Here is a 23629-nt window from a genome sequence, read left to right as displayed (position 1 = left end):
ACTCATGATCTGTACGTTGGGGTGAGCCCGCGAACCCCAACATTTAGCATCGGGTAAAACCGGCTGTTGGGATTCGCTCCGCTCATCCCTACCTACACTCTGACCATTGGGCCCCCGCAGGGGCAGGTCCCCGTGCCTGCCCTCTCCGCGGCATAAGTCCATCTCTTCCCAAAGCCGCTCCCGGCCATCCCTGTGCTCGGCTCTGGCTTCCTGCTTCGCTCTACCTCCTCCATCCCTGGAGTCGTCCGCGGCATAAGTCCATCCCTGGACAAAAAAACAGGCCGCGTTGCGAATTCGCAATGCGGCCTGTTGCTGTTCCGTGGTCAAATCTGTCCATGGTCAGGGTGATGGACCAAAGGCAGTATCGAAGTAGCGCGATCGCCCTGATCAACTCCTCCTTTTGGATTAAGGCCGCAACCTCCTTGCGGCCTCTTTTTTTGCCATGACAATCCGATGTCTGGATTGCCAGTGCAAGACACCCTAGGATTCGAGCCGGGCAGGCAACACATCCTTCAGCTTCGCCGCCATACTCCGCAGCAGCTTCTCGTTGGTTTCCCAATCGATACAGGCATCGGTCACCGAGACACCGTATTTGAGCTCACTGAGATCGGCCGGGATGGACTGGTTGCCGAACTCCAGGTTGCTCTCCAGCATCAGGCCGGTGATCGACCTGTTACCCTCGACGACCTGGTTAACCACGTTTTCCGCCACCAGCGGCTGCAACTCGGGTTTCTTGCTGGAATTTCCGTGACTGCAGTCGATCATGATGTTTTCGGGCAGTCCGGCCTTGCGCAACGCCTCTTCACAAAGTGCCACGTTCACTGAATCATAATTGGGCCCGCTATTGCCGCCGCGCAGGATCACATGTCCGCAGACATTGCCCTTGGTCTGGATCACCGTCACCTGCCCTTTCTGGTTAATACCGAGAAAACTGTGGGGGTTGGCGACCGACTCCAGGGCGTTGATCGCCACCGCCAGTCCACCATCGGTGCCGTTTTTAAAGCCGACCGGCATGGAGAGTCCGGAGGCCATCTCGCGATGGGTCTGGGATTCGGTGGTGCGCGCGCCAATCGCCGCCCAGGAGAAGAGATCGCCCAGATACTGGGGATTGAATGGATCCAGCGCCTCGGTCGCTACCGGCAGATCCAGTTCAGCCAGCCAGACCAGCAGCTCGCGTGCCTTGTGCAGCCCCTCCTCGATATGAAAACTGTCGTCCATGCGCGGATCGTTGATCAGTCCCTTCCAGCCGACGGTGGTTCTGGGCTTCTCAAAATAGATGCGCATCACGATATAGAGGGTATCCGCCAACTCATCATGCAGTTTTTTCAGCCGCAGGGCGTAATCTTTGGCCGCTTCCACATCATGGATGGAGCAGGGACCGGTCACCACCAGCAGGCGGTGGTCCTCCTTGTTGAGGATCCGCTTGATGGTCTGCCGCGCTTCGATGACGTGGCGTTCCCCTTCGGCTGACAGGGGCAGGTGGCGTTTCAGGTCAACGGGAGAGATCAGTACCCGCTCGGCCAGCAGATTGGTATTTGTCAGGCTGTCTTTGAACATTTTCGAGCTCGATTGTACAAAAAAGGTTCTGAAGAATAGGAGATTCGCCGGCCTTTTGCCACCTCTGGCCGGCAGAATCTGCTGCGGTCGCAGCAAAAAACCCTGGAAAGGCATTATAGTGTCGCGTCTGGCCTGTTGTTGAGCGACATGATTGCAGTATAAATCCACCCCATCGCCTCGCTTGCATGGGAAGCGCACAGCGGGGCGAATCGGCGAATTCAGCGCTCCATCACATCCACCACCCGGCCACCGGTGACCTGTTGCAGCTGTTCAAAGGTGAGCGGGACACCGGAGGCGTCGTTTCCCGCCGCCGGATAAACCAGTGGATAGTCGGCCAGACCGATATCCAGCAGCGTCTCCACCCCTTCGACCCCGAACGGACAGACGCCACCGGGACGAAAGCCGGTCACCGCCTCGGTCTCATCCTCCCTGGCCATGCGCACCTTGGTGCCGGTCTCGCTCTTCATCTTTTTGCTGCAGACCCGCCGGTCACCCGGGCAGACCGCCAGGTAGAACATGCCGTTCTTGCCCTTGAACAGCATCGATTTGGCTATCTGGCCCACCGCCACGCCAATACGCTGTGCCGCCAGCTCGGAGGTGGGCGTGCTGCCCGGTTCGAACTCCAGTGCCTTGAGGCCGTGGGTTTTCAAGATGTCACTGACTCTGTCCGGTATCACGGTCGATTCATCCGCTCCTGTTGTTGTACAAACACTATCAGTTCCGGAAAGAACTGCCTGAAATCCTGCGCCAGTTCAGGATAGTGCCGGCGCACCTCTTCCATTGCCCCGGCCAGCCGGTTTGGTTGCCGCATGCGCTGAGACATGCGCTGGTAAACCTGCCCGATCACCTCAAACTCCGCATAGGAACCGAGCCAGTCCTCCCGCTGCATGCGCGGCGCCAGAGCACGCAGTCGTGCCGGCAGGTCATTCCGTCGCCGGTCCAGGAGCCGGTAAATATCCTGGATGAAACTTTGCCGGTCCTGCCCGCTGAACTCAGACCAGTAACTGCTGAGGAAATGGTCGTACAGTATATCAAGGATGATGCCGCTGTAGCGCCGGTAGGGGGCTGCTATACGCCGTCTGCTCTGTACGACCCAGGGGTTGTCATCGGTAAAGCGGTCCACCTGACGGTGCAGGGCGATCCCCCACATCACCCCTGGAGGATAGTCCTTGGCCAGGGTCTGCAGGCGTCCGCGGGTGAAGTCGGCGATCAGACTGCCGAGTCGTTCGTCCGGATCCTCGGATGCCAGAAACAGGTGCGCAAGATAGTTCACCGCCCAACCCGGCCGATCAACGGTAAAGTACAGAGAGCAGCTGTTCCACCACGCTCTCTAGCTCCTTTCTAGGCGGTCGGGTCTGGCCATAGAGGCGCAACCCCCGCACACCCACCAACAGAAAACGCGCCAGGGCGGCCGGATCTTTCTCCTTCGCCAGCTCACCGCTGGCCTGGGCAGCGACCAACGCATGCTGAAACTGCCGCTCATGACTGCGGAACATCTCATCCAGGCGCCTGGCCAGCGCCTCGTCCTCCGCCTCTTCCGCCAGTTCGGTGGCGGTATTGATCATCAGGCAGCCCTTGATGGAGCTTTCATCCCCGATCTGATCCAGTAGCTGGCCAAAGAAACAGCGGATGCCCTGTAGCGGGCTGTCGCCACTCTCCAGGGCTTGCCGAATCGACTGGCTGCTGCGCTCGAAATAGAGCTCCAGGGCCTCCATGAACAGCTGACGTTTATTTTTGAAGGCGCCGTACAGACTGCCCGGGTGCAGGGCCAGTTGGTCGCTGAGGCGCTGAATGGAGGTACTCGCGTAGCCGTAGCGCCAGAAAATCCGCATCGATTTCTCCAGCGCCGCTTCACGATCAAATTCTATTGGACGAGCCATGGCTTTACTTTAACAAGATATTGAGCGATCATTCAATTAATAATTATTGAACGATCGATCAATAACTAATCTGCCACCATCCAACCAGGAGCACATCATGGGACTACAGCAGCAACTTGAAGAACAGAAAAAGAGCACCATCAACAAGGCCTCGCCGGAGATCCTTCAGACCATGGCCCAGGCAACCGCCGACCTGAAGGCATCGGGGATAGAAAACCAGGCCCTGGGAGCGGGTGATCTGGCGCCGGATTTCACCCTGCCCAACGCCCGTGGCGAGGAGATCCGCCTGACCGATCTGCTCAGTCGCGGCCCGGTGGTAGTCAATATCTATCGTGGCGGCTGGTGCCCCTACTGCAATCTGGAGTTGCGCGCACTGAAGGAGAAATTGCCAAAGATTGAAGCATTGGGCGCTTCACTGGTCGCCATTGCACCGGAAAAGCCGGACAAGGCGGCAGAGACCACCGTGCGGCATGATCTTGAATTCGAGGTATTGAGCGACCTGGGCAACCAGGTATCACGGCAGTTTGGACTGGTCTTCACGCTGCCGGAATCGATACGCGCCATCTACGCCAGCTTTGGCACCGATCTGCCGGCCTACAATGGCGATGAGCGCTTTGAATTGCCCCTGCCGGCTACCTACGTGATCCGGCCGGACGGACAGATAGCCTATGCCTTTGTCGATGCCGACTACACCCGGCGCATGGAACCGGCGGAGATTATCGAGGTGCTGCGCGCGCTGTGACAACGGATACGAACAACGCTACCGAGTCGATCAAAAGTCCGCCGGCAGTTGCAGGCAGTCGCTGACCGCTTGTGGGGTCAGTAGCACCTGCCAGGGCACCAGCCCCAGGCAGGGGATGTCGAGTCGCTGTTTCAGGGTTTCAATATTGGCGTCCCGTTCTTGCATGGCCGGATCCACCTGGTTGCCGATCCAGCCGGCCAGACGGGCCCCGGACGCCCGGATCGACTCCGCACTCAGCAGGGCATGATTGATACAGCCCAGTCGCAACCCCACCACCAGGATAACCGGCAATCCGAGTAACACGGCCAGATCCGAGATGCTCTGCGCCGGGCCCAGCGGCACCCGCCAGCCGCCGGCCCCCTCCACCAGCACCCGATCCGCGCCAATCGCCAGTTGATTGAAACAGCGTCCGATCTCAAGAAAGTCTATTGTCTGTCCCGCCCGCTCCGCCGCCAGATGGGGGGCAATCGGGGGTTCAAAGCAGTAGGGATTGATCTGCCCGTAGGCAATGGCGCGTGAGGCCTGCGCCTGCAGTTGCAGGGCATCACTGTTTCTCAGACCCGCATCGGTCTGCTCGGCACCCGCAGCCACCGGCTTCATCCCCAGCACCTGCAGCCCGCGGGATTGCAGCTGGGCCATCAACCCCAGGGTCACAACCGTCTTGCCGCTGTCGGTGTCGGTACCGCTGATGAAATAACCGCTGGCCATAGCGGTTCAGCCGCTCCGGCCGGCCCGATTCAGATCACGGCCGATACTGTCCAGGGCAATGGACGGGGCGTTGGAGCGGTGGCCCGCTTCGGGCGCCCAGGCGTGGCCGTAGACCACCTCATAGCTGGCCGGCAGCAGGCCGTCCTGATCACGGCGAAACGCCTCGTAGGCGGACTGCATCGCCTGCAAGCGTCCCTTGCCGGTGAGACCCCTTGGCCGATCATGGTTGACATTGTGGGCACCCAGGATCTTCAGATCTTTCATCAGCCCGCTGACCCGTTCGTAGGTGAGGGTCATGCGATCCACGTCCATCACCGGGTCCGCCAGCCCGGCACTCAGCAGGGCGTCCCCCACATCGTGCATGTCCATGAAGGTACTGACATGGGCGCCGCTGTCCACGGCCGCCCAGGCCGCCCGCAGCTCTTTCAGGGTGTCCGGCCCGAAGGTGGTGAACATCAGCAGCCCACCCGGCCGCAATACCCGACGGAATTCGGCAAAAGTGGTATCCAGGTCATTGCTCCACTGGATGGCGGCATTGGAGTAGATCAGATCAACACTCTGTTCCGCCACTGGCAACTGCTCCAGGTCGCCACAGATACAGCGCGGCTTACGCAGCCAGCCACCCCGCTTGCGCGTCTGCAGCAGCATGGGGAAGGCAAAATCGAGTGCCAGTACCCGGGATTTGCGATAGCGCGCCGCCAGGGCGGCGGTGGCCACCCCGGTACCGGCACCGATATCCAGGATCACCTGCGGTTGCAGCCGCACCAGTTCCAGCCGCTCCAGCATGCGTTGACCGATCTCCCGCTGCAGCACCGCCACCTGGTCGTAGCGTTCGGCGGCACGGGAGAAGGCGAGGCGCGCCTGCTGTTTGTCGATGCGGTGCTGTCGGTCAGGCATGGTCCGGTTCCAGGAAGTGATTCAGCGCTCGCAGGCACTGTCGCGGGTGGGAGAGAAACGGGGCGTGGGCGCAGCCCTGCAGGATCAGAATCTCGGCCGCCGGCATCAGCCGCTCCAGTTCGTCACAGAGATCGGCCGGCACCAGGGTGTCACGTTCGCCGAACAGCCACAGCGTAGGGCAACGGATATCCCCCAGCCCGGCCCGCAGGTCCACCGTGCGCAGCAGCTCCAGGCCATGCTCCAGCGCCAGCGGATCGGCCTCGGGGCGCAGGGCGATGTCCTGACGCAGCAAGCGCAGGGTCTCGCGGGCCGCCTCATCACCCTGCACCTGCAGGGAGAGAAAACGCTCCAGGGTCTGATGGTGATCCCGCCTTAACGCCCGGGCGAACTGAGTCAGGGTGGCCAGCGCCATGGCGTGAGGCCAGCCGTCTCCAACCACAAAGCGGGGGCTGGCGGTCACCATCACCAGGCCACTGATCCGTTGCGGATCCCGCAAGGCCGCCCGCTGGGCCAGCTGACCGCCCAGCGACCAGCCGATCCACACCGCCCGTTCCGGTGCTGCGGCCAGGCAGGCGGTGACCCAGTCATCCAGGGTCGAAGCGGCCGGGTCGTAAGCACTCGCCCCGTGTCCCGGCAGCTCGATGACGGTGACCCGAAACGCCTGGGATAGCTCTGCAACCACCGGCGACCAGACCGCCGCATTCATGCCCCAGCCGTGCAGCAGCACCAGTTCCGGCCCGTCTCCGGTTGTCTCGACGAACAGCCTCAAACGCCCATCTCCCGATTGAGTTTCCCGAGCGCCTCCAGCAGCCGGTCCAACTGATCGACCGTGTGGCTGGCCGAGAGGGTCACCCGCAGGCGGGCGCTCCCTTCCGGCACGGTGGGCGGGCGGATCGCAGTCACCAACAGGCCCTGGTCCTCCAGCGCCTGGCTCCAGGCAACAGCCTGTTCGGCACTGCCGGCCAGGATCGGCTGGATGGCCGTCTCCGACGCCATTAACGCAAGACCCAGCTGGGCCGCCCCCTCCCGGAAGCGGGAGATCAGCTGCTGCAGCCGCTCACGCCGCCACTCCTCCGCCTGCACCAGGCGCAGGCTGGCGCGGGTCGCCTCCGCCACGGCGGGTGGTAGCGCGGTGGTATAGATATAGCTGCGGGATTGCTGGATCAGGGTCTCGATCAAGGCCTCGGAACCGGCCACAAAGGCGCCAAAGGTACCGAACGCCTTGCCCAGGGTACCCATGAGAATCGGCACCGCCTGGTCATCCAGACCAAAGTGATCCACGCTGCCCCGCCCATCTCGCCCCAGCACGCCGATGCCGTGGGCATCATCGACCATCAGCCAGGCCTGCTGCTCCTGGCAAATTCGCGCCAGTTCCGGCAACGGGGCCAGGTCGCCATCCATGCTGAACACACCATCCACCGCCACCAGGGCGTCACCGCCGCTCTGGCAGGCCATGCGGGCAGCCAGGGCGGCCAGGTCATTGTGGGGATAGCGCTTCAGCTCGGCCCGGCTGAGTAGCCCGCCATCGATCAGCGAGGCGTGATTCAGCCGGTCCTGGTAGAGGGTGTCGCCACGCCCCAGCAGGGCGGTGATGACCCCCTGGTTGGCCATGTAGCCGGTGGAGTAGAGCAGCGCGCGCGGCCGCCCGGCGAAGGCCGCCAGCTCCTCCTCCAGGGCGTGATGGGCGGCGCTGTGACCCGACACCAGATGGGCCGAGCCGCTACCGGCTCCGTACTGACCGGCGCCGCGCTGCAGGGCGGCAATCACATCGGGATGATTGGCCAGCCCCAGGTAGTCATTGCTGCAGAAGCTGAGCAGGCTCTTGCCGTCCATCTGCAGCAGCGGCCCCTGGGCACTGCCCAGCACCCGGCGTCTGCGGTAGAGATGCTCGGCCCTGCGCCGCTCCAGTTCCGGTTCCAGTGGTCGCATGGGGATTGCGTTGTCTTGTGACAGGGCTGCGATCAGGAGAACTCGGCCGCCAGGCGCACCTTACGCTTGCTGTCACACTCCTTTTCGGTGGCCTGCAACTCCCGGGTCTCCTCGAAATGGAGCCCAAGGCGTTCAAACAGCTTGCGATCGGCGTCGGCTTCCGGGTTGTCCGTGGTCAACAGCCGTTCGCCGTAGAACATGGAGTTGGCCCCGGCCATGAAGCAGAGCGCCTGCATTTCATCACTCATCTCGGTACGTCCGGCCGACAGGCGCACATAGGACTGCGGCATCAGAATGCGGGTTACCGCAATGGTGCGGATGAATTCGAACGGATCCAGCGCGGCCGTGCCATACAGGGGCGTCCCCTCCACCTGCACCAGCATGTTGATCGGCACCGACTCCGGGTGCTTCGGCAGATTTGCCAGCTCCCGCAGCATGGAGGCGCGGTCACGGCGCGACTCGCCCATGCCAAGGATACCGCCGCTGCAGACGTTGATCCCCAGATCGCGCACCCGCGCCAGGGTGTCCAGCCGGTCCTGGTAGGTACGGGTCGTTACCACGTTACCGTAGAACTCCGGCGAGGTATCCAGATTGTGATTGTAGTAGTCGAGACCCGCTTCCTTGAGGCTTTGCGCCTGCTGTTCGGTCAGCATGCCCAGGGTGACGCAGGTCTCCATGCCCATATCGTGCACGGTGCGTATCATCTCCACCACACGCTGCAGATTCTTGTCGGTGGGATTGCGCCAGGCCGCACCCATACAGAAGCGGGTCGCCCCCTTATCCTTCGCCTCCTGGGCCGCACGTTTCACTTCATCCAGCGGCAGCAGTTTCTCCTTCTCCAGGTCGGTGGCATGCTTGGCGCTCTGGGAGCAGTAGCCACAATCCTCGGAGCAGGCGCCGGTCTTGACACTCAGCAGGGTACTCACCTGCACCCGGTTGGGGTCGAAGCGCTGACGATGGACACCCTGCGCCTGAAACATCAGGTCATTAAACGGCAAATTGAGCAGAGACTCGATCTCTTCCAGGCTCCAGTCGTGTCGTGTCGTCATATCGTTCATCTCGGACTCTGTCGGTAGTAACGGGGATAGTGGATAATGCACCGCTGGCAGGAGACACCCGGCCAGCCCGCTATGATACCGGAGCAGGAGTGCTCGTCAACCAAAACGGATTTGCATGGTTTACAATTGTATTAATAATATACTATCCCTGATCTATCCGGATTACTGTCAGCTCTGTAGCGCCCCCGCGACGGACGGTATCTGCGCAGGCTGTTGGCAGGAGCTGCCACACAATAGCCACGGATGCAGGCAGTGCGGATTACCGCTGACGACAAACCGGGCAGCGGTGTGCGGCCACTGCCTGAGGCACCCCCCGGCCGTTGATTGCAGCCTGATTCCATTTCTCTACACCACACCGATTGACCGGCTGATCGGACAGTTTAAATTCTCCGCAAAACTGCCCCATGGCCGCCTGTTGAGCCGACTGCTGCGAGTGCATCTGGAGCAGTACGCCACAATGCCCGACCTGCTGATACCGGTTCCCCTGCATCCCAGCCGCTTGCGCCAGCGCGGTTACAACCAGGCACTGGAGCTGGCCAGACCCCTAAGCCGCCACTTTGGCATACCGCTGGATTTTCGGAGCTGTCGCAGGATTCTGCATACCCAACCTCAGAGCGAACTGAAAAAACGCCAACGCAAACGGAATATTCATGGCGCCTTCCAGGTCACCGGCCCGCTGCCGGCAACCCATGTCGCGCTGGTGGACGATGTGGTCACCACCGGCAGTACCGTCAATGAACTGGCCAGACACCTGAAGCGGGCGGGGATAGCACGGGTGGATGTCTGGGCCGTGGCACGCACCCCCTGAACCGATGGACTGACCGGGCAAGCGGTAACGTCAATCAGTTGCCGTGCATCATGTTATGACCGGCGTCGCCCCCTATAATCATAAGTGGTGTATCCAGACACCGAACCCACAACGACATCTCGATATCTGACACAAGGAGATAGCCATGCTCGGAGAAACACACGACATCCTCCACGAATTTCCCAACCTGGAGGAGACCATCAGAAATCTTCGCCATAACGACGTCCAATTTGCCGGACTGGTGGAGAAACACGACAACCTGGACAACGAGATCCGCAACCTGGAAGAGCTCAATCAGCCGATTGATGATTTTGAAATGGAAGAGATGAAAAAGACCCGGGCACTATTGAAAGACCAGATCTACCAGTACCTGCGCGACAACAGATAACCTGGCGTACAAAAATTAATATCCATTTCCCCGGCTGCTCCGGAACCGGGGAAAAGCCGGTGGATGCGTTGCACTTTTCGCCCCACCAGGACAGCCATGTTGGCGCGCGGAATGGTGTTGGATGGATAAACGTGAGCGTTTCCACCCCGGCACTGTTGTCAGTGCCGGTCAGCCGAATGGATATTCATCCCAATAACCGGGTAAAATCACCCCCGCATTTTTCATCACTGACCAAATAAAGAGCCCTATGTCACAACTGAAACTCGGTATCCCCAAGGGTAGCCTGGAGAGCGCCACCCTCTCCCTGTTCAAACAGGCCGGCTGGAATATCACGCCCCGATCACGCAACTACTTCCCGTCCATCAACGACGCTGATATCAGTTGCGCCCTGGTGCGCTCCCAGGAGATGGCACCCTATGTCGCCAACGGCACGCTCGATCTGGGACTCACCGGACACGACTGGATTCTCGAGACCGAGTCGGAAAATGAGCTGCAGGAGATCTGTGAACTGGTCTACTCCAAGAGTTCCGACCAGCCCTGCCGCTGGGTGCTGGTGGTGCCCAAGGAGTCACCGATTCAATCCATCGAGGACCTGCAGGGCAAGAAGATCTCCACCGAACTGGTCTCCTTTACCAAGCGCTATCTGGCAGAGCGGGGAATTCAAGCCCAGGTGGAGTTTTCCTGGGGTGCAACCGAGGCCAAGGTGGTGGAGGGACTGGTCGATGCGGTGGTGGAGATCACCGAAACCGGCAGCACCATCAAGGCCCACGGCCTGCGCATCGTCTGTGACATACTGCACACCGAGACCCGCCTGATCGCCAACAAACAGGCGATGCAGGACCCGTGGAAGCGGGAGAAGATCGAACAGATCGCCACCCTGCTGCAGGCCGCGCTGACCGCCCGCCAGAAGGTGGCCCTGAAAATGAACGTGCCGGCGGACCAGCTGGAGCTGGTGGTTGGCATGCTGCCCAGCCTGCACGCCCCGACCGTCAGTCATCTGTACGACCAGGAGTGGCTGGCAATAGAGACCGTGGTTAACAGCGGTGAGGTTCGTGACCTGATCCCGCGCCTGAAGGCGGCCGGTGCCGAGGGAATCCTGGAGTACGAACTGCGCAAGATGATTTGATTGCCGCGCTTGCCTCAGCCGGATTACCCACAAAGCTCAGCCAAGGTCGGAAACCGTTTATACCGATTCTGTCCCAATTGTGTGCGGGAGTTGTTTTAGCTTCGGCATTCGCCCCGGATAGGGCGGCGCCTCGCCGCGAATTCGGCCCGGGGCGGGCCTCCTACAGCTCCACTCCTTAGCCAATAGGTTAGGGTGAGCCTGCGAACCCCAACATGTGGCATTAACATGGAGCCGCCGTCCGTTGGGGTTCGCTCCGCTCATCCCAACCTACCCTTGCTGCTTTATCGATATTTGCGCGTATTCGTTCATTCGCGGCTTGATTTCCCGCTCTCCAGATCAGCGCGCATCCAGCCACTGGCCGATGTTGGAAGGAATCAGCGCCTGGGCCTTGCCGCTGACATAGATGCCGATATGGCCGCCGGGAAACGCCAGTTCGCTGTAGTCCTTGCTCGCGGTCAGCCCCTTCAGGGCCCGGGAAGCGGCCGGGGGCACCAGATGATCCTGTTCGCCGTAGATATTCAGTACCGGGCAGGTGATGTCCTTCAGCTTCACCAGTTGTTCACCCAGGGTGATCTCGCCCCTGACCAGTCCATTCTGCTGATAGAACTGTTTGATAAACTGGCGGAAGGTCTCGCCGGCCTGGTCCGGGCTATCGAATATCCACTGCTCCATGCGCAAAAAAGTCTCCACCTGAGCATCATCCTCCAGGATATCCACCAGGTGCACGTACTTCTGGCCGGCCAGTGTAAACGGCTTCAGTGCCAGGAAGGTCCAGTTGAGGAAGTCACCCGGGATATTGCCCTGCACATCCACCAGCAAGTCCACATCCAGATGCTGGACCCAGGCGCTCAACATATTGTCCGGGGTATGGAAATCGACCGGCGTCACCATGGTCACCAGATTGCGGATCTTCGGCTGGTGCAGCGCGGTATAACAGAGACTCATCGCCCCGCCCTGACAGATGCCGAGCAGATTGATTTGATCAACTTCATGCCGCGCCCGCAGCTGGTCGACACAACGGTCGATATAGCCATTGATATAGTCATCCAGGGTCAGGTACCGGTCGACACTGTCCGGATAGCCCCAGTCGATCAGATAGACCGGCTGCCCCGACTCCAGCAGGTTCCTGATGGTTGAACGGTCCGCCTGCAGATCTGCCATGTAGGGACGATTGACCAGGGCGTAGACAATCAGCAACGGCACCGGATTGGGCGTGGCAGGGGCAGTCGTGACGGGCAGATAGCGGTACAGGGTGAGCTTGTCCTCGCGGTAGACCACTTCGCGGGGAGAACTCCCGGTCCCACCACCACCGGTCGCGCACAGACGCTCGGCACCCGCCTGCAGCTTGCGACTGTAATCCACCACCTCTTCAATCAGTTTTTCCGGATTTAACTCGATGGGCGCCATACTATTTTTCCGCCGGGGCCGCTTTTTTCCGGGTACCGGGTCGTTTTTTTATCGGCACCATGGCCTGCCGCATGGCAGCAACTTCGGCCCGTAGTGCCTTGATGGCCTGCCGATCCTGGTGCGCCCGCTGTTCCAGTGCACGTACCGCCCGGGTGGTGGGCATACCCAGGGCCGTAAAGGTCTCATCCAGCATGTCACGCATCTGCTGCTTGACCGCCATCTGGCTGTTGATCAGCTCCCCGTAGAGCTTGACGTATTCCGCTGTCATGGCCTGTTCGGTATACACGCCGTCACAGGCTGACACCCAGACATCGTAAAGCGTACGGGCAGAATCGATCCGTGCTCCCTGCCCGTCTAGACTCGCTATCTCATCCTGCAATCGACTGATTGAGCGATTACCCAGATCGGTCAAAAACCCCTCATAGGCCTGGCGCGCCTTCTGATAACGCAGCAGACGCGAGATCATCTCCCGCTGCTGGGTCTGACCATGGTGTCCCAGGCCCAATCCAGGCAGGGCAAACAGCCGTTCCATATAGTCACGGGAACCGTCGATCGTCGCCTCGGACAGCAGCTCTTCCGGCAGCGGATTCATGGTGCCGGTAATAGCGGCGATAATCCCGCGCAGATCGCCGAACGTCTGCTGAACCGCCGACTGCCAGTCCGAGCCAGCCTCCGGCCCTTTCTGAGCCTCGACAAACTTTTCGGCCAGCTGGAACAGTTGGCGACCCTGGGCCAGCGTCTTCTCCAGCAGCTCCTGGATCTGCAGTGGTGCGGTGGGTGCCAGGGTCTGCCACCACTGATTGAGCGCCTGCTCCCAGGGATTGGCGGAGGTTTCTCCTGTGGTACCTTCCTTTCCGACACGCGCCGACCACTCAGCCCAGTAGTTACGCTGAGCCTCGAGCCAGTCATCGTTCAAGAAGCCACCGTCTCCCATTAGCCATTAACCCTACTATCATTACAACGCTGCATACTAGCACGCAAACCGGTGTAGTGCGGTGCAGCAATTTGCATTACACTGGAGCGTATGTAGTAGAACTGAATACTCCGGGCGCCATCCGGCGCAACCATCCAAGGGGTGTCGGCTGCACCAGGATTTCGCGGCCCCCCCTGCCCATGACAGCAAAAGGTAATGCGTATGAGTGATAACATCGTAATCGTCGCGGCAGGCAGAACCGCTATCGGCAGCTTCTCCGGCACCCTGTCCGGCATCCCGGCCAGTGAGCTGGGCGCCAAAGTGATCGCCGGTCTCCTGGAGCGCACCAAACTCTCACCTGAGCAGATCGATGAAGTGATCCTGGGTCAGGTGCTGACTGCCGGCTGCGGACAGAATCCTGCACGCCAGGCCACCCTGGGCGCCGGCCTGCCGCAAGAGGTTCCCGCCATGACCATCAACAAGGTGTGCGGCAGCGGCCTGAAAGCCGTGCATCTGGCCATGCAGGCGGTAGCTTGTGGCGACTCGGAAATCGTCATCGCTGGCGGCCAGGAGAACATGAGCCTGGCCCCCCACGTGGTACCCGGCTCCCGCAAGGGCCAGATGATGGGCGACTGGAAACTGAAAGACAGCATGATAGTCGACGGCCTGTGGGACGCCTTTAACCAGTACCACATGGGCGTTACCGCCGAGAATGTTGCGAATAAGTTCAAGTTCAGCCGCGAGGCCCAGGACCAGTTCGCCGCCGCCTCACAGCAGAAAGCCGAAGCCGCACAGAAGGCCAATCGCTTCCAGGACGAGATCATCCCGCTGGAGATCCCGCAACGAAAGGGCGATCCGGTCATTTTCAGCAGTGACGAATTTCCGCGCCACGGCACCACCGCCGAGACCCTGGGCAAACTGCGTCCCGCCTTCGATCGTGACGGCACGGTCACCGCCGGTAACGCCTCAGGCCTTAATGACGGTGCCGCTGCGGTGATCGTCATGAAGGAGAGCAAGGCCCTGGAGTTGGGACTGACCCCTATGGCGCGCATCAAGGCGTTTGCCGCCAGCGGCGTCGATCCCGCCATTATGGGTACCGGGCCGATCACCGCTACCACCAAATGCCTGGAAAAAGCCGGCTGGTCGGTCAGCGACCTGGATCTGGTCGAAGCCAATGAGGCGTTTGCCGCCCAGGCCATGTCGGTCAACAAGGAGCTGGGCTGGGATGCGGAGAAGATCAACGTGAATGGTGGCGCCATCGCGTTGGGCCATCCGATCGGTGCATCCGGCGCCAGAATCCTGGTCTCCCTGCTGCACGAAATGGCTAAACGTGACGCCAAGAAGGGACTGGCAACCCTGTGTATCGGCGGCGGTATGGGTGTAGCCCTGGCCGTTGAACGCGCCTAGTAAATCGCTGGAACTGCGGGGCTGACCTGGGATCTCTCCAGGTCAGCCCCGCTTTTTCCCCTTCCCTGCCCACCCACCGAGAATGATTTAAACGGTCGTGACGGGCATCCCCTCAGCTATTTTTCAAACCACACAGACCAAAGAGTTTTCCCTTTGCCAATATTCCCGGGTAAACTGTAACTGCAGATGGAATTTCATGTTGAGGATCCCGCTTGATGTCTAGTACCAGAATTATAAAAAAGTACCCTAATCGTCGCCTCTACGATACGGAGTTGAGTCGCTATATCACCCTGAGCGACATCCGGGAACTGGTTATGAAGGGAACGGATTTTCAGGTGGTTGACACCAATACCAACGAAGACCTTACCCGCTCAATCCTGCTGCAGATCATGCTGGACGAAGAGTCCGGCGGCGAGCCGCTGTTCAGCGCCAAGATGCTGTCCCAGATCATCCGTTTCTATGGCGGCACGGTACAGGGCATCCTGGCCCGCTACCTGGAAGAGAGCCTCTCCATGTTCGTGCAGCAGCAGGACCAGCTTAACAACACCGTCGGCACCGATCCGGTGAAGGCGATCACCAACATGGCTGAACAGAACATGCGCATGTGGGCCGACATGCAGAAGAATTTTTTCAAAGCAGCCGGTCTTGCCGGTGCCGGCAACAGAAAAAAAGAAGAATAATCCTCAAGCCATCCCACATTAACCACCCATACAGGCTTCTCCGCCGTCGGTCCGGCCTGCCACGGCGCTGATCCAAGCGATACGGATTGTGCGTCGCACAATTTTTTTTTCGAACCCCCTATTGACACGACCCCCTCCACCTTTTATGCTGCAATGCAATATTGTTGCAACGCACAATTCCTGGAGAGCGCGCAATGAAAGATCCAAAGGCAAATCTTGAACTGATCAAAGAGTTCGGTATCAACGGCTACGAAAATATCCGGACCCTGGCGGAAATCAACCTGCGCACCTGGGAACAACTGATCGAAAAACAGATGGATACTTTCGGCCTGTTGGTGGATACCGGTATCGAGCAACTCTCGGTCAACAGCAAATCCAGTGACCCAAAGGAGCTGTTCAACAGCCAGGTCGCCTTGAGCAAGAGCCTCAGCGAAAACCTTGCCGGCAAGGGTCGTGACGCAGTCAACCTGGCAACTCAGGCTGGAAATGAGTATCGCAGCTGGCTGGAAAACGGCATCAATACCTTCAACAGCAAAGTAACAGCCGCGGCTGAAGAGGCGTTGAAACAGTAACTATTGTCCGCATCCGCCGTTGCGGATGCGATGAAATCCCGAAGGCCTCTGGCGGCCTTCAGGCAGAGATCCTCCTCTCTCTGAACAGTGCATAGAGAGATTTTCGCCCGGCTCCCCGCCGGGCATTTTTTTTAAACCTCATTAATTACCGCCAAGCACGCAAAGAACACAAAGGAAAACAGTAGCTTGTATTCGTGACATCCTTCCTCTACCAGGCGGGACAAAAGGAATACATGCCATTGCATCGCTTGGCGTACTCTGCGTTCTTCGCGGTTGAATCAAAAAACCAAGGGTCGCGGACAGTTCACATCCAGCCACCGCTCGCATACCCCAATTACCCAGTGGTTTACTTGGTATTGGTTTGATCTATCATCATCGTCAAGCCCCCATAGATAGGCGGGCCACACTCTAAAGGCAGTCCCGGAGCGACATCTCGACTCAATATTCCGGGTGACTGGTAATTTTGGGAGGAGCAGTATGACAAAACCAATGCATGATACCCCGATGCTGGATCAGCTGGAGGGAGGTCCTTGGCCGAGCTTTGTTACCGGCCTGAAGCGTCTGGCAAAAAACAGCGACATGATGGTCGACCTGCTGGGTCAACTCGAAACCTCGTACGAAACCCGAAAAGGCTACTGGAAAGGCGGCACCGTCGGTGTCATGGGCTACGGCGGTGGTATTATTCCCCGCTTTACCGAATTAAAGGACGCCAACAACAAGCCGCTGTTTCCCGCGGCTGCCGAGTTCCACACCCTGCGCGTTATACCGCCACCCGGCATGCACTATGACACCAAGACCATCCGTCATCTGTGCGACATCTGGGAGAAATACGGATCCGGCCTGATCGCCTTCCACGGCCAGTCCGGCGATATCATGTTCCAGGGCTGTACCACGGAAAATGTGCAAAAGGCGTTTGATGAGATCAACAAGGCAGGCTTCGACCTGGGTGGCGCCGGCCCGGCCGTGCGCACCGGCATGTCCTGTGTCGGCGCGGCGCGTTGCGAGCAGTCCTGTTATGACGAGGCGCGGGCCATGCGCACCTGCGTGAATGCCAATCTGGACGACATGCACCGCCCGGCCCTGCCTTACAAGCTCAAGTTCAAGGCATCCGGTTGCGCCAACGACTGCATGAACTCGATCCAGCGGGCCGACGTGGCGATGATCGGTACCTGGCGTGATGACATGAAGGTGGATCAGGCGGAAGTCCAGGCATTCGTGGCAAAGAAGGGTCGCAAGTACACCATCGATAACGTGATCACCCGCTGCCCGACCCAGGCACTCTCCCTCAACGATGACGACACGCTGGTGGTGGACAACCACAACTGTGTGCGCTGCATGCACTGTATTAATGTCATGACCAAGGCGCTCTCACCCGGTGACGACAAGGGTGTGACCATCCTGGTGGGCGGCAAGCGCACGCTGAAAATTGGCGATCTGATGGGCACGGTAGTCGTGCCGTTTCATAAGCTGGAGACCGACGAGGATTTCGAGTGGCTGGAAGAACTGAGCACCAACATCCTCGACTTCTTTGCCGAAAATGCCCTGGAGCACGAGCGTACCGGTGAGATGATCGAGCGTATCGGCCTGATCAACTTCCTGGAAGGCCTCGGTCTGGAGATCGAGCCGGAGATGATCTCCCAACCACGCACCAACCCCTATGTCCGCACCGACGACTGGGATGAGCAGGCGGCGAAATGGAACGAGCGTAAATCAGGGGCTATCTGACCCTATCCCATCTCATGGAACGGATACCCGGCCTTCATGTCGGGTATCCTTACTTTGGCGTTATGTGCAGTTCCGTATTGTCGATATGGGCGATCAGCACCATCAGAAACTTGAACAGGTATTGCAGCCGGGCACGTACGTCGATGGCGGCGGAATTGAGGTTGAGCTTCTTAAGCACCGCCACCCGTTCATAGGCTTTATGGATCAGCTGTCCGGTTGACCACCCATGATATTTCTCAAACTCTTTCACGCCACCATAGGTACGTCGTGCAAGGCACTTCTTCTGGATCGAATCGAGAGGGGTGCCCTTTTCATTGGCTCGCCTGTACTGCCCCTCTTCCAGACCGGCAATAATCGTTGAATCATCCAGTCGCTCCGCCAGCCCGGCACGCAGAAAGGCAAGATTCTGCCTCAGCTCCATCACCAGCAGGTTTTTTGAGGAGCGCCGGTCCAGGTGTCTGGCGTATTCATTATCGAAAATATGGTACAGGTCCTGAATAATAGTCACGATCTTTCGTTATTCCGCCCCTGGCTCCGTCACGCCAGCAGATAATCCAGCAACAGCCCAAAGAAAATCACCATGCCGACACAGTTGTTGTTCAGGAAGGCGGTGAAACAGGCGGCAGGCTCGCGATTCCGGATCAAGGCCTGCTGCCGCACAAACAGCAGGCCCGCAACGACCAGGCCCAGGTAGTAAGCCAGACCCAGTCCCACCTCTACGCCGACCAGAACCAGCAGTACCAGCATGGTCAGCTGCAACAGACCGATAATCAGACGATCCTGCCGGCCAAACAGGATGGCGGTGGATTTGACCCCGATACGCAGATCATCTTCCCGGTCTACCATGGCGTATTCGGTGTCATAGACCAGCGCCCAGATGATAGCCGCCAGATAAAGCAGCCAGGCAATGGCCGGGATGTTACCCAACAGGGCCATGTAGGCCATCGGTACCGCCCAGCCGAACGCCATGCCCAGAACCAACTGCGGCAGATGGGTATAGCGCTTCATAAACGGGTAGAGTGCCGCGAGCAGCACGGCCACGACCGACATCAGCACAGTCTGCCGGTTGAGCAGCAGCACCAGACCGAAGGCGACCAGACAGAGCGCGCCAAAGACCCAGAGCGCCGCTTTTGGCGACACTGCGCCGGTGGCAATTGGCCGACCACAGGTCCGTTTTACCTGGCCGTCGATATGCCGGTCGGCATAGTCATTGATAGCACAACCGGCGGAACGCATTAGCGCCACACCCAGAATGAAGACCAGCACCACCCCCCAGCGCGGCTCACCGGCGCCTGCCAGCCACAGCGCCCAGAGTGCCGGCCACAGCAACAGCAGGATACCGATCGGCTTGTCCAGCCGCACCAGACGAATGTAACCATCCAGTTGTTGGCGCAGGGTACGGGGCGCCGTGACTGCCTTGATATCAAATTCCGAATGACTCATGAACTACTCGTTGGGATATCGGGTAAAAACAGTTCATTCACCAGCAGTGGCTTGCCTGCCAGGTGAAACAGGGTCCGCCGCCCCCAGATCGCCTCCACGGTTTGCAGATTCACCATTGCAGATGAAAACAGGGCGTGTCCAGGCAGCAGGCGCGCGATTTGGGTGACCCCACGCCGCATGGAGGGATCGGTAAACAGCACCTCACCCAACGGCCGTTCCCCCAGCACGGCCAATCGCCGGGCCGGCCCCTTCAGGCTGCGGACCGGAATCAGGGTGCGGGCGAATACCCACGGCACCCCGCCACAGAGCAACTCCACCTCGCGCAGCATGGCAATCCCGCCCCGGCGCATGCCCAGCAACCGACGTTCGCTATCCAGCGGCCTGGCCCAGCCCTGACGCAGCAGATTGACCCGAAAATCACCCTGCGCGGCTCGCTTCAGGCGCGCCGTCAACGATCCGCCATCCCGCAGCCACTGCTCGATTTCCGCAGGCACCTGATGGTGCCGAAACCGGCACCAGGGGGTCCAGTTGGGTTCACCACGGCTGTAATAACGCTTCAATGGCCACTTCCGGTGACGGCAAAGCTGCCATTATCACCGATTTTTAGCCCGGTTTCCCCTCTAAATGCATTTCGCCGCACTCATGGACTGTGCCCGCCGACGGCGCCCACGGGGCGCCCTATGACGGTTTTTCGGGGTAGGATCAGGGACGTTTATGGCACTGTCACCTCAGGCATTGATATAGTGTTGCCGATCACCGACCCAGCGCCGCACCAGCGGCGTGACCCGTTCCGGATACTGTTCCAGCAGCAGTTGGGCAGCCTGCTGCACCTCTTCCAGCAGGGGCTGATCACGCAGCAGATCGGCAATGCGAAACTGCATCTCGCCGGTCTGGCGAGTACCCAGCACTTCGCCGGGACCCCGCAGTTCCAGATCCTTGCGGGCAATCAGAAAGCCGTCATTGGTCTCGCGCATGACACCCAACCGCTGCTGCGCGTGCTGGGACAGCGGCGGGTGGTACATCAGGACACAGTGACTCTCCACCGCCCCACGGCCGACCCGTCCACGCAGCTGATGCAGCTGGGCCAGCCCCAGGCGTTCCGGGTTTTCAATAATCATCAGGCTGGCGTTGGGCACGTCAACCCCGACCTCGATCACCGTGGTGGCCACCAGCAGATCCAGTTCAGCCTGCTTGAAAGCAGCCATCACAGTCTCTTTTTCCAAGGGTTTCAAACGTCCGTGCACCAGCCCGATACGCAGCTCCGGCAGTACTTCCTGGAGCATACGCACCGTATCCTCGGCCGCCTGGCACTGCAGCGCCTCGGACTCCTCGATCAGGGTGCAGACCCAGTAAGCCTGACGTCCGGCCACACAGGCGCTGCGCACCCGCTCCACCACTTCAGCACGCCGGCTGTCCGGTATCACCACGGTCGCGACGGGGGTGCGTCCGGGCGGCAGCTCATCAATGATCGACAGGTCCAGATCAGCGTAGGCGGTCATCGCCAGGGTGCGGGGAATAGGCGTGGCGGTCATGATCAACTGATGGGGCAAGGCGCTGCCACTCCCCTTCTCCCGCAACGCCATACGCTGGTGCACACCGAAACGGTGCTGCTCATCAATAATAACAAGACCCAGCGCATGGAAAGTGACATCAGCCTGGAACAGGGCGTGCGTGCCCACCACAATGCGGGTCCGCCCGGCTCGCAGATCATCCAGCAGCTGTTCCCGCACCTTGCCCTTATGCCGTCCCGTCAGCCAGGCCACCTCCAGACCCAGTGGCTCCAACCACTCCCGGAATACCCGCAGATGCTGTTCCGCCAGCAGTTCGGTAGGCGCCATCAGGGCGACCTGATGGCCCGCCTCCAGTGCCTGTAGGGCCGCCAGCGCCGCCACCACGGTCTTGCCCGATCCCACATCGCCCTGCACCAGACGCATCATGGGATGGGGCTGCTGCAGATCCCGGGCGATCTCCTGCAACACCCGCCGTTGCGCGCCGGTCAGGCAGAAACCCAGACGCTTGAGAAACGGCCGCGTCCACGCTGCCGTGGCCGACAGAATCGGCGCCTCCCGCTGTTTTTGTCGCAGACGGGTCTCTCGCAGGCTGAGCTGGTGCGCCATCAACTCTTCAAAGGCGAGGCGCTGTTGGGCCGGGTGACTGCCGGCCAACAGCTGCTGCTGCGGGGCATCCGGCGGCGGCCGGTGCAGATAACCGAGGGCGTCCGTCAGATCGGGCAGTCGGAAACGCCGCAACAGCTCATCCGGCAGCCACTCCGGCAGGGCGGCCGGATCGGCCTGCAGCAGCGCCAGAGCCCTGCCGGCCATGGCGCGCCAACTGAGCTGGTGCATCCCCTCGGTGGTGGGGTAGACCGGGGTCAGGCTCTCCTCCACCTGCGGACTCTCCCCTTCAGTTATGCGCTGATATTCCGGATGAACCATCTCATAGCCGGCGGGGCCGGGACGCACCTCGCCATAACAACGCAGACAGCTGCCACGGCTCAGCGCCGATTTCTGGGCCGCCGAGAAATGGAAAAAGCGCAGGGTCAGGGCGCCGCTGCCATCGGCCAGTCTGACCAACAGCGAGCGGCGCCGTCCAAAGCGGATATCCGCCAGCTCTATCTCGCCCTCGACCACCACGCTGTCACCGGGACGCAGCGAGCCAATCGGCACCACCCGGGTACGATCCTGATAGCGAAACGGCAGGTGGAAGAGAATATCCTGAACGGTCCGGATACCGATCTTGGCCAGTTTTTCGCTGTTGCGCGAGCCGACACCCTTGAGGGCGGTTACCGGCATCTGGTCCAATCCTGTAGTCCGGCCGTTTTTATTCAAGGGCACCTCTGACATCCTCCGCATCCCTCTGTGAGTGATCTGCTCTATCGGACCCCGGCGTGACCGAGGCCGGAGTCAGCCCCCCGGCCAACTCCCTGGTTCATCCGACCCAAGCGCAGCCAGACACCGTCCACTGATTTAATGTGGTAATCATGGCCGGCGGCGCATCCCTGTGCCACGCTTAACCTGACAAATATACTTGGCAGATTTATCCGGCCGACGGCCAATTAAGGCGTGATAATATTACCAGATAATTTCGTATGGAAAACCTATAGAGAACAAATAGAGGAGACCGTCCATGTCCGTATTGCTGGAGTTTGCCATGTTTCCAACCGACAAGGGGGAGAGTGTGAGCGCCTATGTCAGCCAGGTGATCCAGATGATCCGCGACAGCGGCAGTGACTATCAACTGACCCCCATGGGGACCATTATAGAGACCGACAGCCTGGCACAGGCCCTGGCGTTGGTGGAGGCGGCCTATGGAATACTGGATCAGGCCGGCTGCGAGCGGGTCTACTCCTCGCTGAAACTGGATATTCGCAAGGGCAAGAAGAACAGGATGCAAGGCAAGGTGGCGTCGGTACGGGAGAAGATCGGCGACGTGCGCAGCTGAATCCCTTTTCGGAGATCGGATCATGATCCATCAGGTAATACTACAGATTCAGTGCAACGGCAGGGGCACCTACAACATCACCCGGGAAGTGGAGCGGGTAGTCAGCGATTCCGATATTAATACTGGTTTGTGTCATGTGTTCAGCCACCATACCAGCGCCTCCCTCACCCTGTGCGAGAACGCCGACCCGGCAGTGCGACGGGATCTGGAACAGTTCATGGAAAGGCTGGTACCGGATGGCGACCCAGCCTATGAACACAGCCTGGAGGGGCCCGATGACATGCCAGCCCATATCCGTTCGATCCTGACCAATATGGACCTGACTCTGCCGGTCACCGCCGGGCGCTGTGCCCGTGGCACCTGGCAGGGGATCTATCTGTGGGAACACCGCACCGCTCCGCTACGCCGTCAGATCACCGTCACCCTGCAGGGCGAGTAAACGCGCTGCTGATGTAAGGAAGCGCCTGTCGGGCTTAACCGATCGTAGCGAGGAAGAGCTGAGGGGAGACAGGTTTTTCAATCTTTCCCCACGAGGTCATTGTTAAACCCTGCAGGCTCCTAAAGCACCATCACCGCATCCATCTCCACGGCCGCCCCTTTGGGCAACTGGGCCACACCGATCGCGGCCCGGGCCGGATAGGGCTGGGAGAAGTATTCCGCCATCACGCTGTTTACCAGCGGAAAGTGCGTCAGGTCAGTAAGGAAAGCATTCAGCTTCACCACATCCCTGAGCTCACCGCCGGCCGCCCTGGCCACCGCCTGCAGGTTATCGAATACGCGCCGGATCTGGGCCTCCATATCCCCCTCCACCATCTCCATGGTCTCCGGCACCAGCGGAATCTGCCCGGACAGATAGACCGTGTTTCCCACCTTGACCGCCTGTGAATAGGTCCCGATCGCCTGGGGCGCCAGGTCTGTTCGAATAATCTCTTTTTCCATATCTGTTCT

Annotated in this window: 26 protein-coding genes; 10 read left to right on the top strand and 16 right to left on the bottom strand. The window is 60.0% G+C overall.

Going from position 1 to position 23629, the window contains the following annotated elements; all coding sequences use genetic code 11:
* Positions 1 to 480: 480 nt before the first annotated feature.
* The 4 genes from ACHZBF_RS00500 to ACHZBF_RS00485 all read right to left on the bottom strand — a co-directional run bounded on the left by ACHZBF_RS00500 (position 481) and on the right by ACHZBF_RS00485 (position 3437).
* Positions 481 to 1557, bottom strand: coding sequence for a 3-deoxy-7-phosphoheptulonate synthase (locus ACHZBF_RS00500; RefSeq protein WP_321527382.1), 1077 nt, complete (start codon positions 1555 to 1557; stop codon positions 481 to 483).
* A 218-nt stretch (positions 1558 to 1775) separates the two neighbouring features.
* Complete coding sequence (locus tag ACHZBF_RS00495; RefSeq protein WP_273437910.1) at positions 1776 to 2234, bottom strand: YbaK/EbsC family protein; 459 nt, start codon at positions 2232 to 2234, stop codon at positions 1776 to 1778.
* Positions 2231 to 2830: an acyl carrier protein phosphodiesterase gene (locus ACHZBF_RS00490; RefSeq protein ID WP_321527381.1), complete on the bottom strand. Its 600-nt coding sequence runs from the start codon at positions 2828 to 2830 to the stop codon at positions 2231 to 2233. Before ACHZBF_RS00490 ends, ACHZBF_RS00495 begins: the two co-directional genes overlap by 4 nt.
* 16 nt (positions 2831 to 2846) lie before the next feature.
* The gene (locus ACHZBF_RS00485) at positions 2847 to 3437 is read right to left on the bottom strand and encodes a TetR/AcrR family transcriptional regulator (RefSeq protein ID WP_321527380.1); all 591 of its coding nucleotides are present in this window, start codon (positions 3435 to 3437) and stop codon (positions 2847 to 2849) included.
* 97 nt (positions 3438 to 3534) lie between these two features.
* On the opposite strand from ACHZBF_RS00485, the gene ACHZBF_RS00480 reads away from it, so the two are divergent.
* The gene (locus ACHZBF_RS00480) at positions 3535 to 4179 is read left to right on the top strand and encodes a peroxiredoxin-like family protein (protein WP_321527379.1); all 645 of its coding nucleotides are present in this window, start codon (positions 3535 to 3537) and stop codon (positions 4177 to 4179) included.
* A gap of 30 nt (positions 4180 to 4209) precedes the next feature.
* Here ACHZBF_RS00480 and bioD read toward each other — a convergent pair whose 3' ends face one another.
* Genes bioD through bioB form a run of 5 tightly spaced genes read right to left on the bottom strand, consistent with a single transcriptional unit; the run spans position 4210 to position 8762 of the window.
* Entirely contained in the window at positions 4210 to 4887 is a 678-nt protein-coding gene (bioD, locus tag ACHZBF_RS00475) for a dethiobiotin synthase (protein ID WP_321527378.1), read from the bottom strand.
* Positions 4888 to 4893: 6 nt separating this feature from the next.
* Complete coding sequence (gene bioC, locus ACHZBF_RS00470) at positions 4894 to 5784, bottom strand: malonyl-ACP O-methyltransferase BioC (RefSeq protein WP_321527377.1); 891 nt, start codon at positions 5782 to 5784, stop codon at positions 4894 to 4896.
* Positions 5777 to 6553 (bottom strand): pimeloyl-ACP methyl ester esterase BioH, encoded by a 777-nt coding sequence (gene bioH, locus ACHZBF_RS00465; RefSeq protein WP_321527376.1) that lies wholly within the window; start codon positions 6551 to 6553, stop codon positions 5777 to 5779. The genes bioC and bioH overlap by 8 nt, the downstream gene beginning before the upstream one ends.
* Positions 6550 to 7713 carry an 8-amino-7-oxononanoate synthase gene (bioF, locus tag ACHZBF_RS00460; protein WP_321527375.1) on the bottom strand — a complete coding sequence of 388 codons (1164 nt, stop codon included), beginning with the start codon at positions 7711 to 7713 and terminating at the stop codon, positions 6550 to 6552. Before bioF ends, bioH begins: the two co-directional genes overlap by 4 nt.
* Positions 7714 to 7745: 32 nt before the next feature.
* Positions 7746 to 8762 carry a biotin synthase BioB gene (gene bioB / locus ACHZBF_RS00455; protein ID WP_051302109.1) on the bottom strand — a complete coding sequence of 339 codons (1017 nt, stop codon included), beginning with the start codon at positions 8760 to 8762 and terminating at the stop codon, positions 7746 to 7748.
* A gap of 124 nt (positions 8763 to 8886) precedes the next feature.
* Here bioB and ACHZBF_RS00450 point away from each other — a divergent pair, with 124 nt between their 5' ends.
* From ACHZBF_RS00450 to hisG, 3 genes are all read left to right on the top strand, one after another.
* On the top strand, positions 8887 to 9579 hold the full coding sequence (locus ACHZBF_RS00450; protein WP_321527374.1) for a ComF family protein: 693 nt from the start codon (positions 8887 to 8889) through the stop codon (positions 9577 to 9579).
* Between the two features lie 145 nt (positions 9580 to 9724).
* Positions 9725 to 9967, top strand: coding sequence for a YdcH family protein (locus ACHZBF_RS00445; protein WP_029133086.1), 243 nt, complete (start codon positions 9725 to 9727; stop codon positions 9965 to 9967).
* 247 nt (positions 9968 to 10214) lie between these two features.
* Positions 10215 to 11093, top strand: a complete 879-nt coding sequence (hisG, locus tag ACHZBF_RS00440; RefSeq protein WP_321527373.1) for an ATP phosphoribosyltransferase — start codon at positions 10215 to 10217, stop codon at positions 11091 to 11093.
* A 336-nt stretch (positions 11094 to 11429) separates the two neighbouring features.
* Here hisG and ACHZBF_RS00435 read toward each other — a convergent pair whose 3' ends face one another.
* Positions 11430 to 12500: a class III poly(R)-hydroxyalkanoic acid synthase subunit PhaC gene (locus ACHZBF_RS00435; protein ID WP_321527372.1), complete on the bottom strand. Its 1071-nt coding sequence runs from the start codon at positions 12498 to 12500 to the stop codon at positions 11430 to 11432.
* A gap of 1 nt (position 12501) precedes the next feature.
* A complete protein-coding gene (locus ACHZBF_RS00430; RefSeq protein WP_321527371.1) occupies positions 12502 to 13416 on the bottom strand; it encodes a poly(R)-hydroxyalkanoic acid synthase subunit PhaE in 915 nt (304 codons plus the stop codon).
* 219 nt (positions 13417 to 13635) lie between these two features.
* On the opposite strand from ACHZBF_RS00430, the gene ACHZBF_RS00425 reads away from it, so the two are divergent.
* From ACHZBF_RS00425 to dsrA, 4 genes are all read left to right on the top strand, one after another.
* Positions 13636 to 14820 (top strand): acetyl-CoA C-acetyltransferase, encoded by a 1185-nt coding sequence (locus tag ACHZBF_RS00425; protein WP_029133089.1) that lies wholly within the window; start codon positions 13636 to 13638, stop codon positions 14818 to 14820.
* Between the two features lie 215 nt (positions 14821 to 15035).
* The gene (phaR, locus tag ACHZBF_RS00420; RefSeq protein ID WP_029133090.1) at positions 15036 to 15500 is read left to right on the top strand and encodes a polyhydroxyalkanoate synthesis repressor PhaR; all 465 of its coding nucleotides are present in this window, start codon (positions 15036 to 15038) and stop codon (positions 15498 to 15500) included.
* A 194-nt stretch (positions 15501 to 15694) separates the two neighbouring features.
* Complete coding sequence (locus ACHZBF_RS00415; RefSeq protein WP_273437923.1) at positions 15695 to 16072, top strand: phasin family protein; 378 nt, start codon at positions 15695 to 15697, stop codon at positions 16070 to 16072.
* A 477-nt stretch (positions 16073 to 16549) separates the two neighbouring features.
* Positions 16550 to 17797 (top strand): dissimilatory-type sulfite reductase subunit alpha, encoded by a 1248-nt coding sequence (dsrA, locus tag ACHZBF_RS00410; RefSeq protein ID WP_029133092.1) that lies wholly within the window; start codon positions 16550 to 16552, stop codon positions 17795 to 17797.
* Positions 17798 to 17846: 49 nt separating this feature from the next.
* Here dsrA and ACHZBF_RS00405 read toward each other — a convergent pair whose 3' ends face one another.
* From ACHZBF_RS00405 to recG, 4 genes are all read right to left on the bottom strand, one after another.
* Positions 17847 to 18305: a hypothetical protein gene (locus ACHZBF_RS00405; RefSeq protein WP_029133093.1), complete on the bottom strand. Its 459-nt coding sequence runs from the start codon at positions 18303 to 18305 to the stop codon at positions 17847 to 17849.
* A 29-nt stretch (positions 18306 to 18334) separates the two neighbouring features.
* Entirely contained in the window at positions 18335 to 19240 is a 906-nt protein-coding gene (gene ubiA, locus ACHZBF_RS00400) for a 4-hydroxybenzoate octaprenyltransferase (protein WP_029133094.1), read from the bottom strand.
* Positions 19237 to 19800 (bottom strand): chorismate--pyruvate lyase family protein, encoded by a 564-nt coding sequence (locus ACHZBF_RS00395; protein ID WP_321527370.1) that lies wholly within the window; start codon positions 19798 to 19800, stop codon positions 19237 to 19239. The genes ubiA and ACHZBF_RS00395 overlap by 4 nt, the downstream gene beginning before the upstream one ends.
* A 168-nt stretch (positions 19801 to 19968) precedes the next feature.
* Positions 19969 to 22032 carry an ATP-dependent DNA helicase RecG gene (gene recG, locus ACHZBF_RS00390; RefSeq protein WP_335342931.1) on the bottom strand — a complete coding sequence of 688 codons (2064 nt, stop codon included), beginning with the start codon at positions 22030 to 22032 and terminating at the stop codon, positions 19969 to 19971.
* A 334-nt stretch (positions 22033 to 22366) separates the two neighbouring features.
* On the opposite strand from recG, the gene ACHZBF_RS00385 reads away from it, so the two are divergent.
* Both ACHZBF_RS00385 and ACHZBF_RS00380 read left to right on the top strand, forming a co-directional pair.
* On the top strand, positions 22367 to 22681 hold the full coding sequence (locus tag ACHZBF_RS00385; RefSeq protein ID WP_288105984.1) for an MTH1187 family thiamine-binding protein: 315 nt from the start codon (positions 22367 to 22369) through the stop codon (positions 22679 to 22681).
* A gap of 22 nt (positions 22682 to 22703) precedes the next feature.
* Positions 22704 to 23120: a secondary thiamine-phosphate synthase enzyme YjbQ gene (locus ACHZBF_RS00380; protein WP_273437930.1), complete on the top strand. Its 417-nt coding sequence runs from the start codon at positions 22704 to 22706 to the stop codon at positions 23118 to 23120.
* Between the two features lie 119 nt (positions 23121 to 23239).
* Here the strand turns inward: ACHZBF_RS00380 and ACHZBF_RS00375 are convergent, their stop codons facing one another.
* Complete coding sequence (locus ACHZBF_RS00375) at positions 23240 to 23620, bottom strand: RidA family protein (protein WP_273437931.1); 381 nt, start codon at positions 23618 to 23620, stop codon at positions 23240 to 23242.
* Between the last annotated feature and the right edge of the window lie 9 nt (positions 23621 to 23629).

Origin of the sequence: Sedimenticola selenatireducens (genome assembly GCF_963675335.2) — a bacterium.
GTDB lineage: Bacteria > Pseudomonadota > Gammaproteobacteria > Chromatiales > Chromatiaceae > Sedimenticola > Sedimenticola selenatireducens.
The sequence above is the reverse complement of the archived record's forward strand: the minus strand, read 5'-3'. Positions and strand labels throughout refer to the sequence as shown.

Bases quoted from the DNA above. Each gene is read 5' to 3' on its own strand.
- dsrA (WP_029133092.1), top strand. From the start codon at position 16,550: ATGACAAAACCAATGCATGATACCCCGATGCTGGATCAGCTGGAGGGA.
- ACHZBF_RS00380 (WP_273437930.1), top strand. From the start codon at position 22,704: ATGATCCATCAGGTAATACTACAGATTCAGTGCAACGGCAGGGGCACC.
- phaR (WP_029133090.1), top strand. From the start codon at position 15,036: ATGTCTAGTACCAGAATTATAAAAAAGTACCCTAATCGTCGCCTCTAC.
- recG (WP_335342931.1), bottom strand. From the start codon at position 22,032: ATGCCGGTAACCGCCCTCAAGGGTGTCGGCTCGCGCAACAGCGAAAAA.
- ACHZBF_RS00445 (WP_029133086.1), top strand. From the start codon at position 9,725: ATGCTCGGAGAAACACACGACATCCTCCACGAATTTCCCAACCTGGAG.
- hisG (WP_321527373.1), top strand. From the start codon at position 10,215: ATGTCACAACTGAAACTCGGTATCCCCAAGGGTAGCCTGGAGAGCGCC.
- ubiA (WP_029133094.1), bottom strand. From the start codon at position 19,240: ATGAGTCATTCGGAATTTGATATCAAGGCAGTCACGGCGCCCCGTACC.
- ACHZBF_RS00500 (WP_321527382.1), bottom strand. From the start codon at position 1,557: ATGTTCAAAGACAGCCTGACAAATACCAATCTGCTGGCCGAGCGGGTA.
- ACHZBF_RS00415 (WP_273437923.1), top strand. From the start codon at position 15,695: ATGAAAGATCCAAAGGCAAATCTTGAACTGATCAAAGAGTTCGGTATC.
- ACHZBF_RS00435 (WP_321527372.1), bottom strand. From the start codon at position 12,500: ATGGCGCCCATCGAGTTAAATCCGGAAAAACTGATTGAAGAGGTGGTG.
- ACHZBF_RS00450 (WP_321527374.1), top strand. From the start codon at position 8,887: ATGGTTTACAATTGTATTAATAATATACTATCCCTGATCTATCCGGAT.
- bioC (WP_321527377.1), bottom strand. From the start codon at position 5,784: ATGCCTGACCGACAGCACCGCATCGACAAACAGCAGGCGCGCCTCGCC.
- bioD (WP_321527378.1), bottom strand. From the start codon at position 4,887: ATGGCCAGCGGTTATTTCATCAGCGGTACCGACACCGACAGCGGCAAG.
- ACHZBF_RS00485 (WP_321527380.1), bottom strand. From the start codon at position 3,437: ATGGCTCGTCCAATAGAATTTGATCGTGAAGCGGCGCTGGAGAAATCG.
- ACHZBF_RS00385 (WP_288105984.1), top strand. From the start codon at position 22,367: ATGTCCGTATTGCTGGAGTTTGCCATGTTTCCAACCGACAAGGGGGAG.
- bioF (WP_321527375.1), bottom strand. From the start codon at position 7,713: ATGCGACCACTGGAACCGGAACTGGAGCGGCGCAGGGCCGAGCATCTC.
- ACHZBF_RS00425 (WP_029133089.1), top strand. From the start codon at position 13,636: ATGAGTGATAACATCGTAATCGTCGCGGCAGGCAGAACCGCTATCGGC.
- bioB (WP_051302109.1), bottom strand. From the start codon at position 8,762: ATGACGACACGACACGACTGGAGCCTGGAAGAGATCGAGTCTCTGCTC.
- ACHZBF_RS00375 (WP_273437931.1), bottom strand. From the start codon at position 23,620: ATGGAAAAAGAGATTATTCGAACAGACCTGGCGCCCCAGGCGATCGGG.
- ACHZBF_RS00480 (WP_321527379.1), top strand. From the start codon at position 3,535: ATGGGACTACAGCAGCAACTTGAAGAACAGAAAAAGAGCACCATCAAC.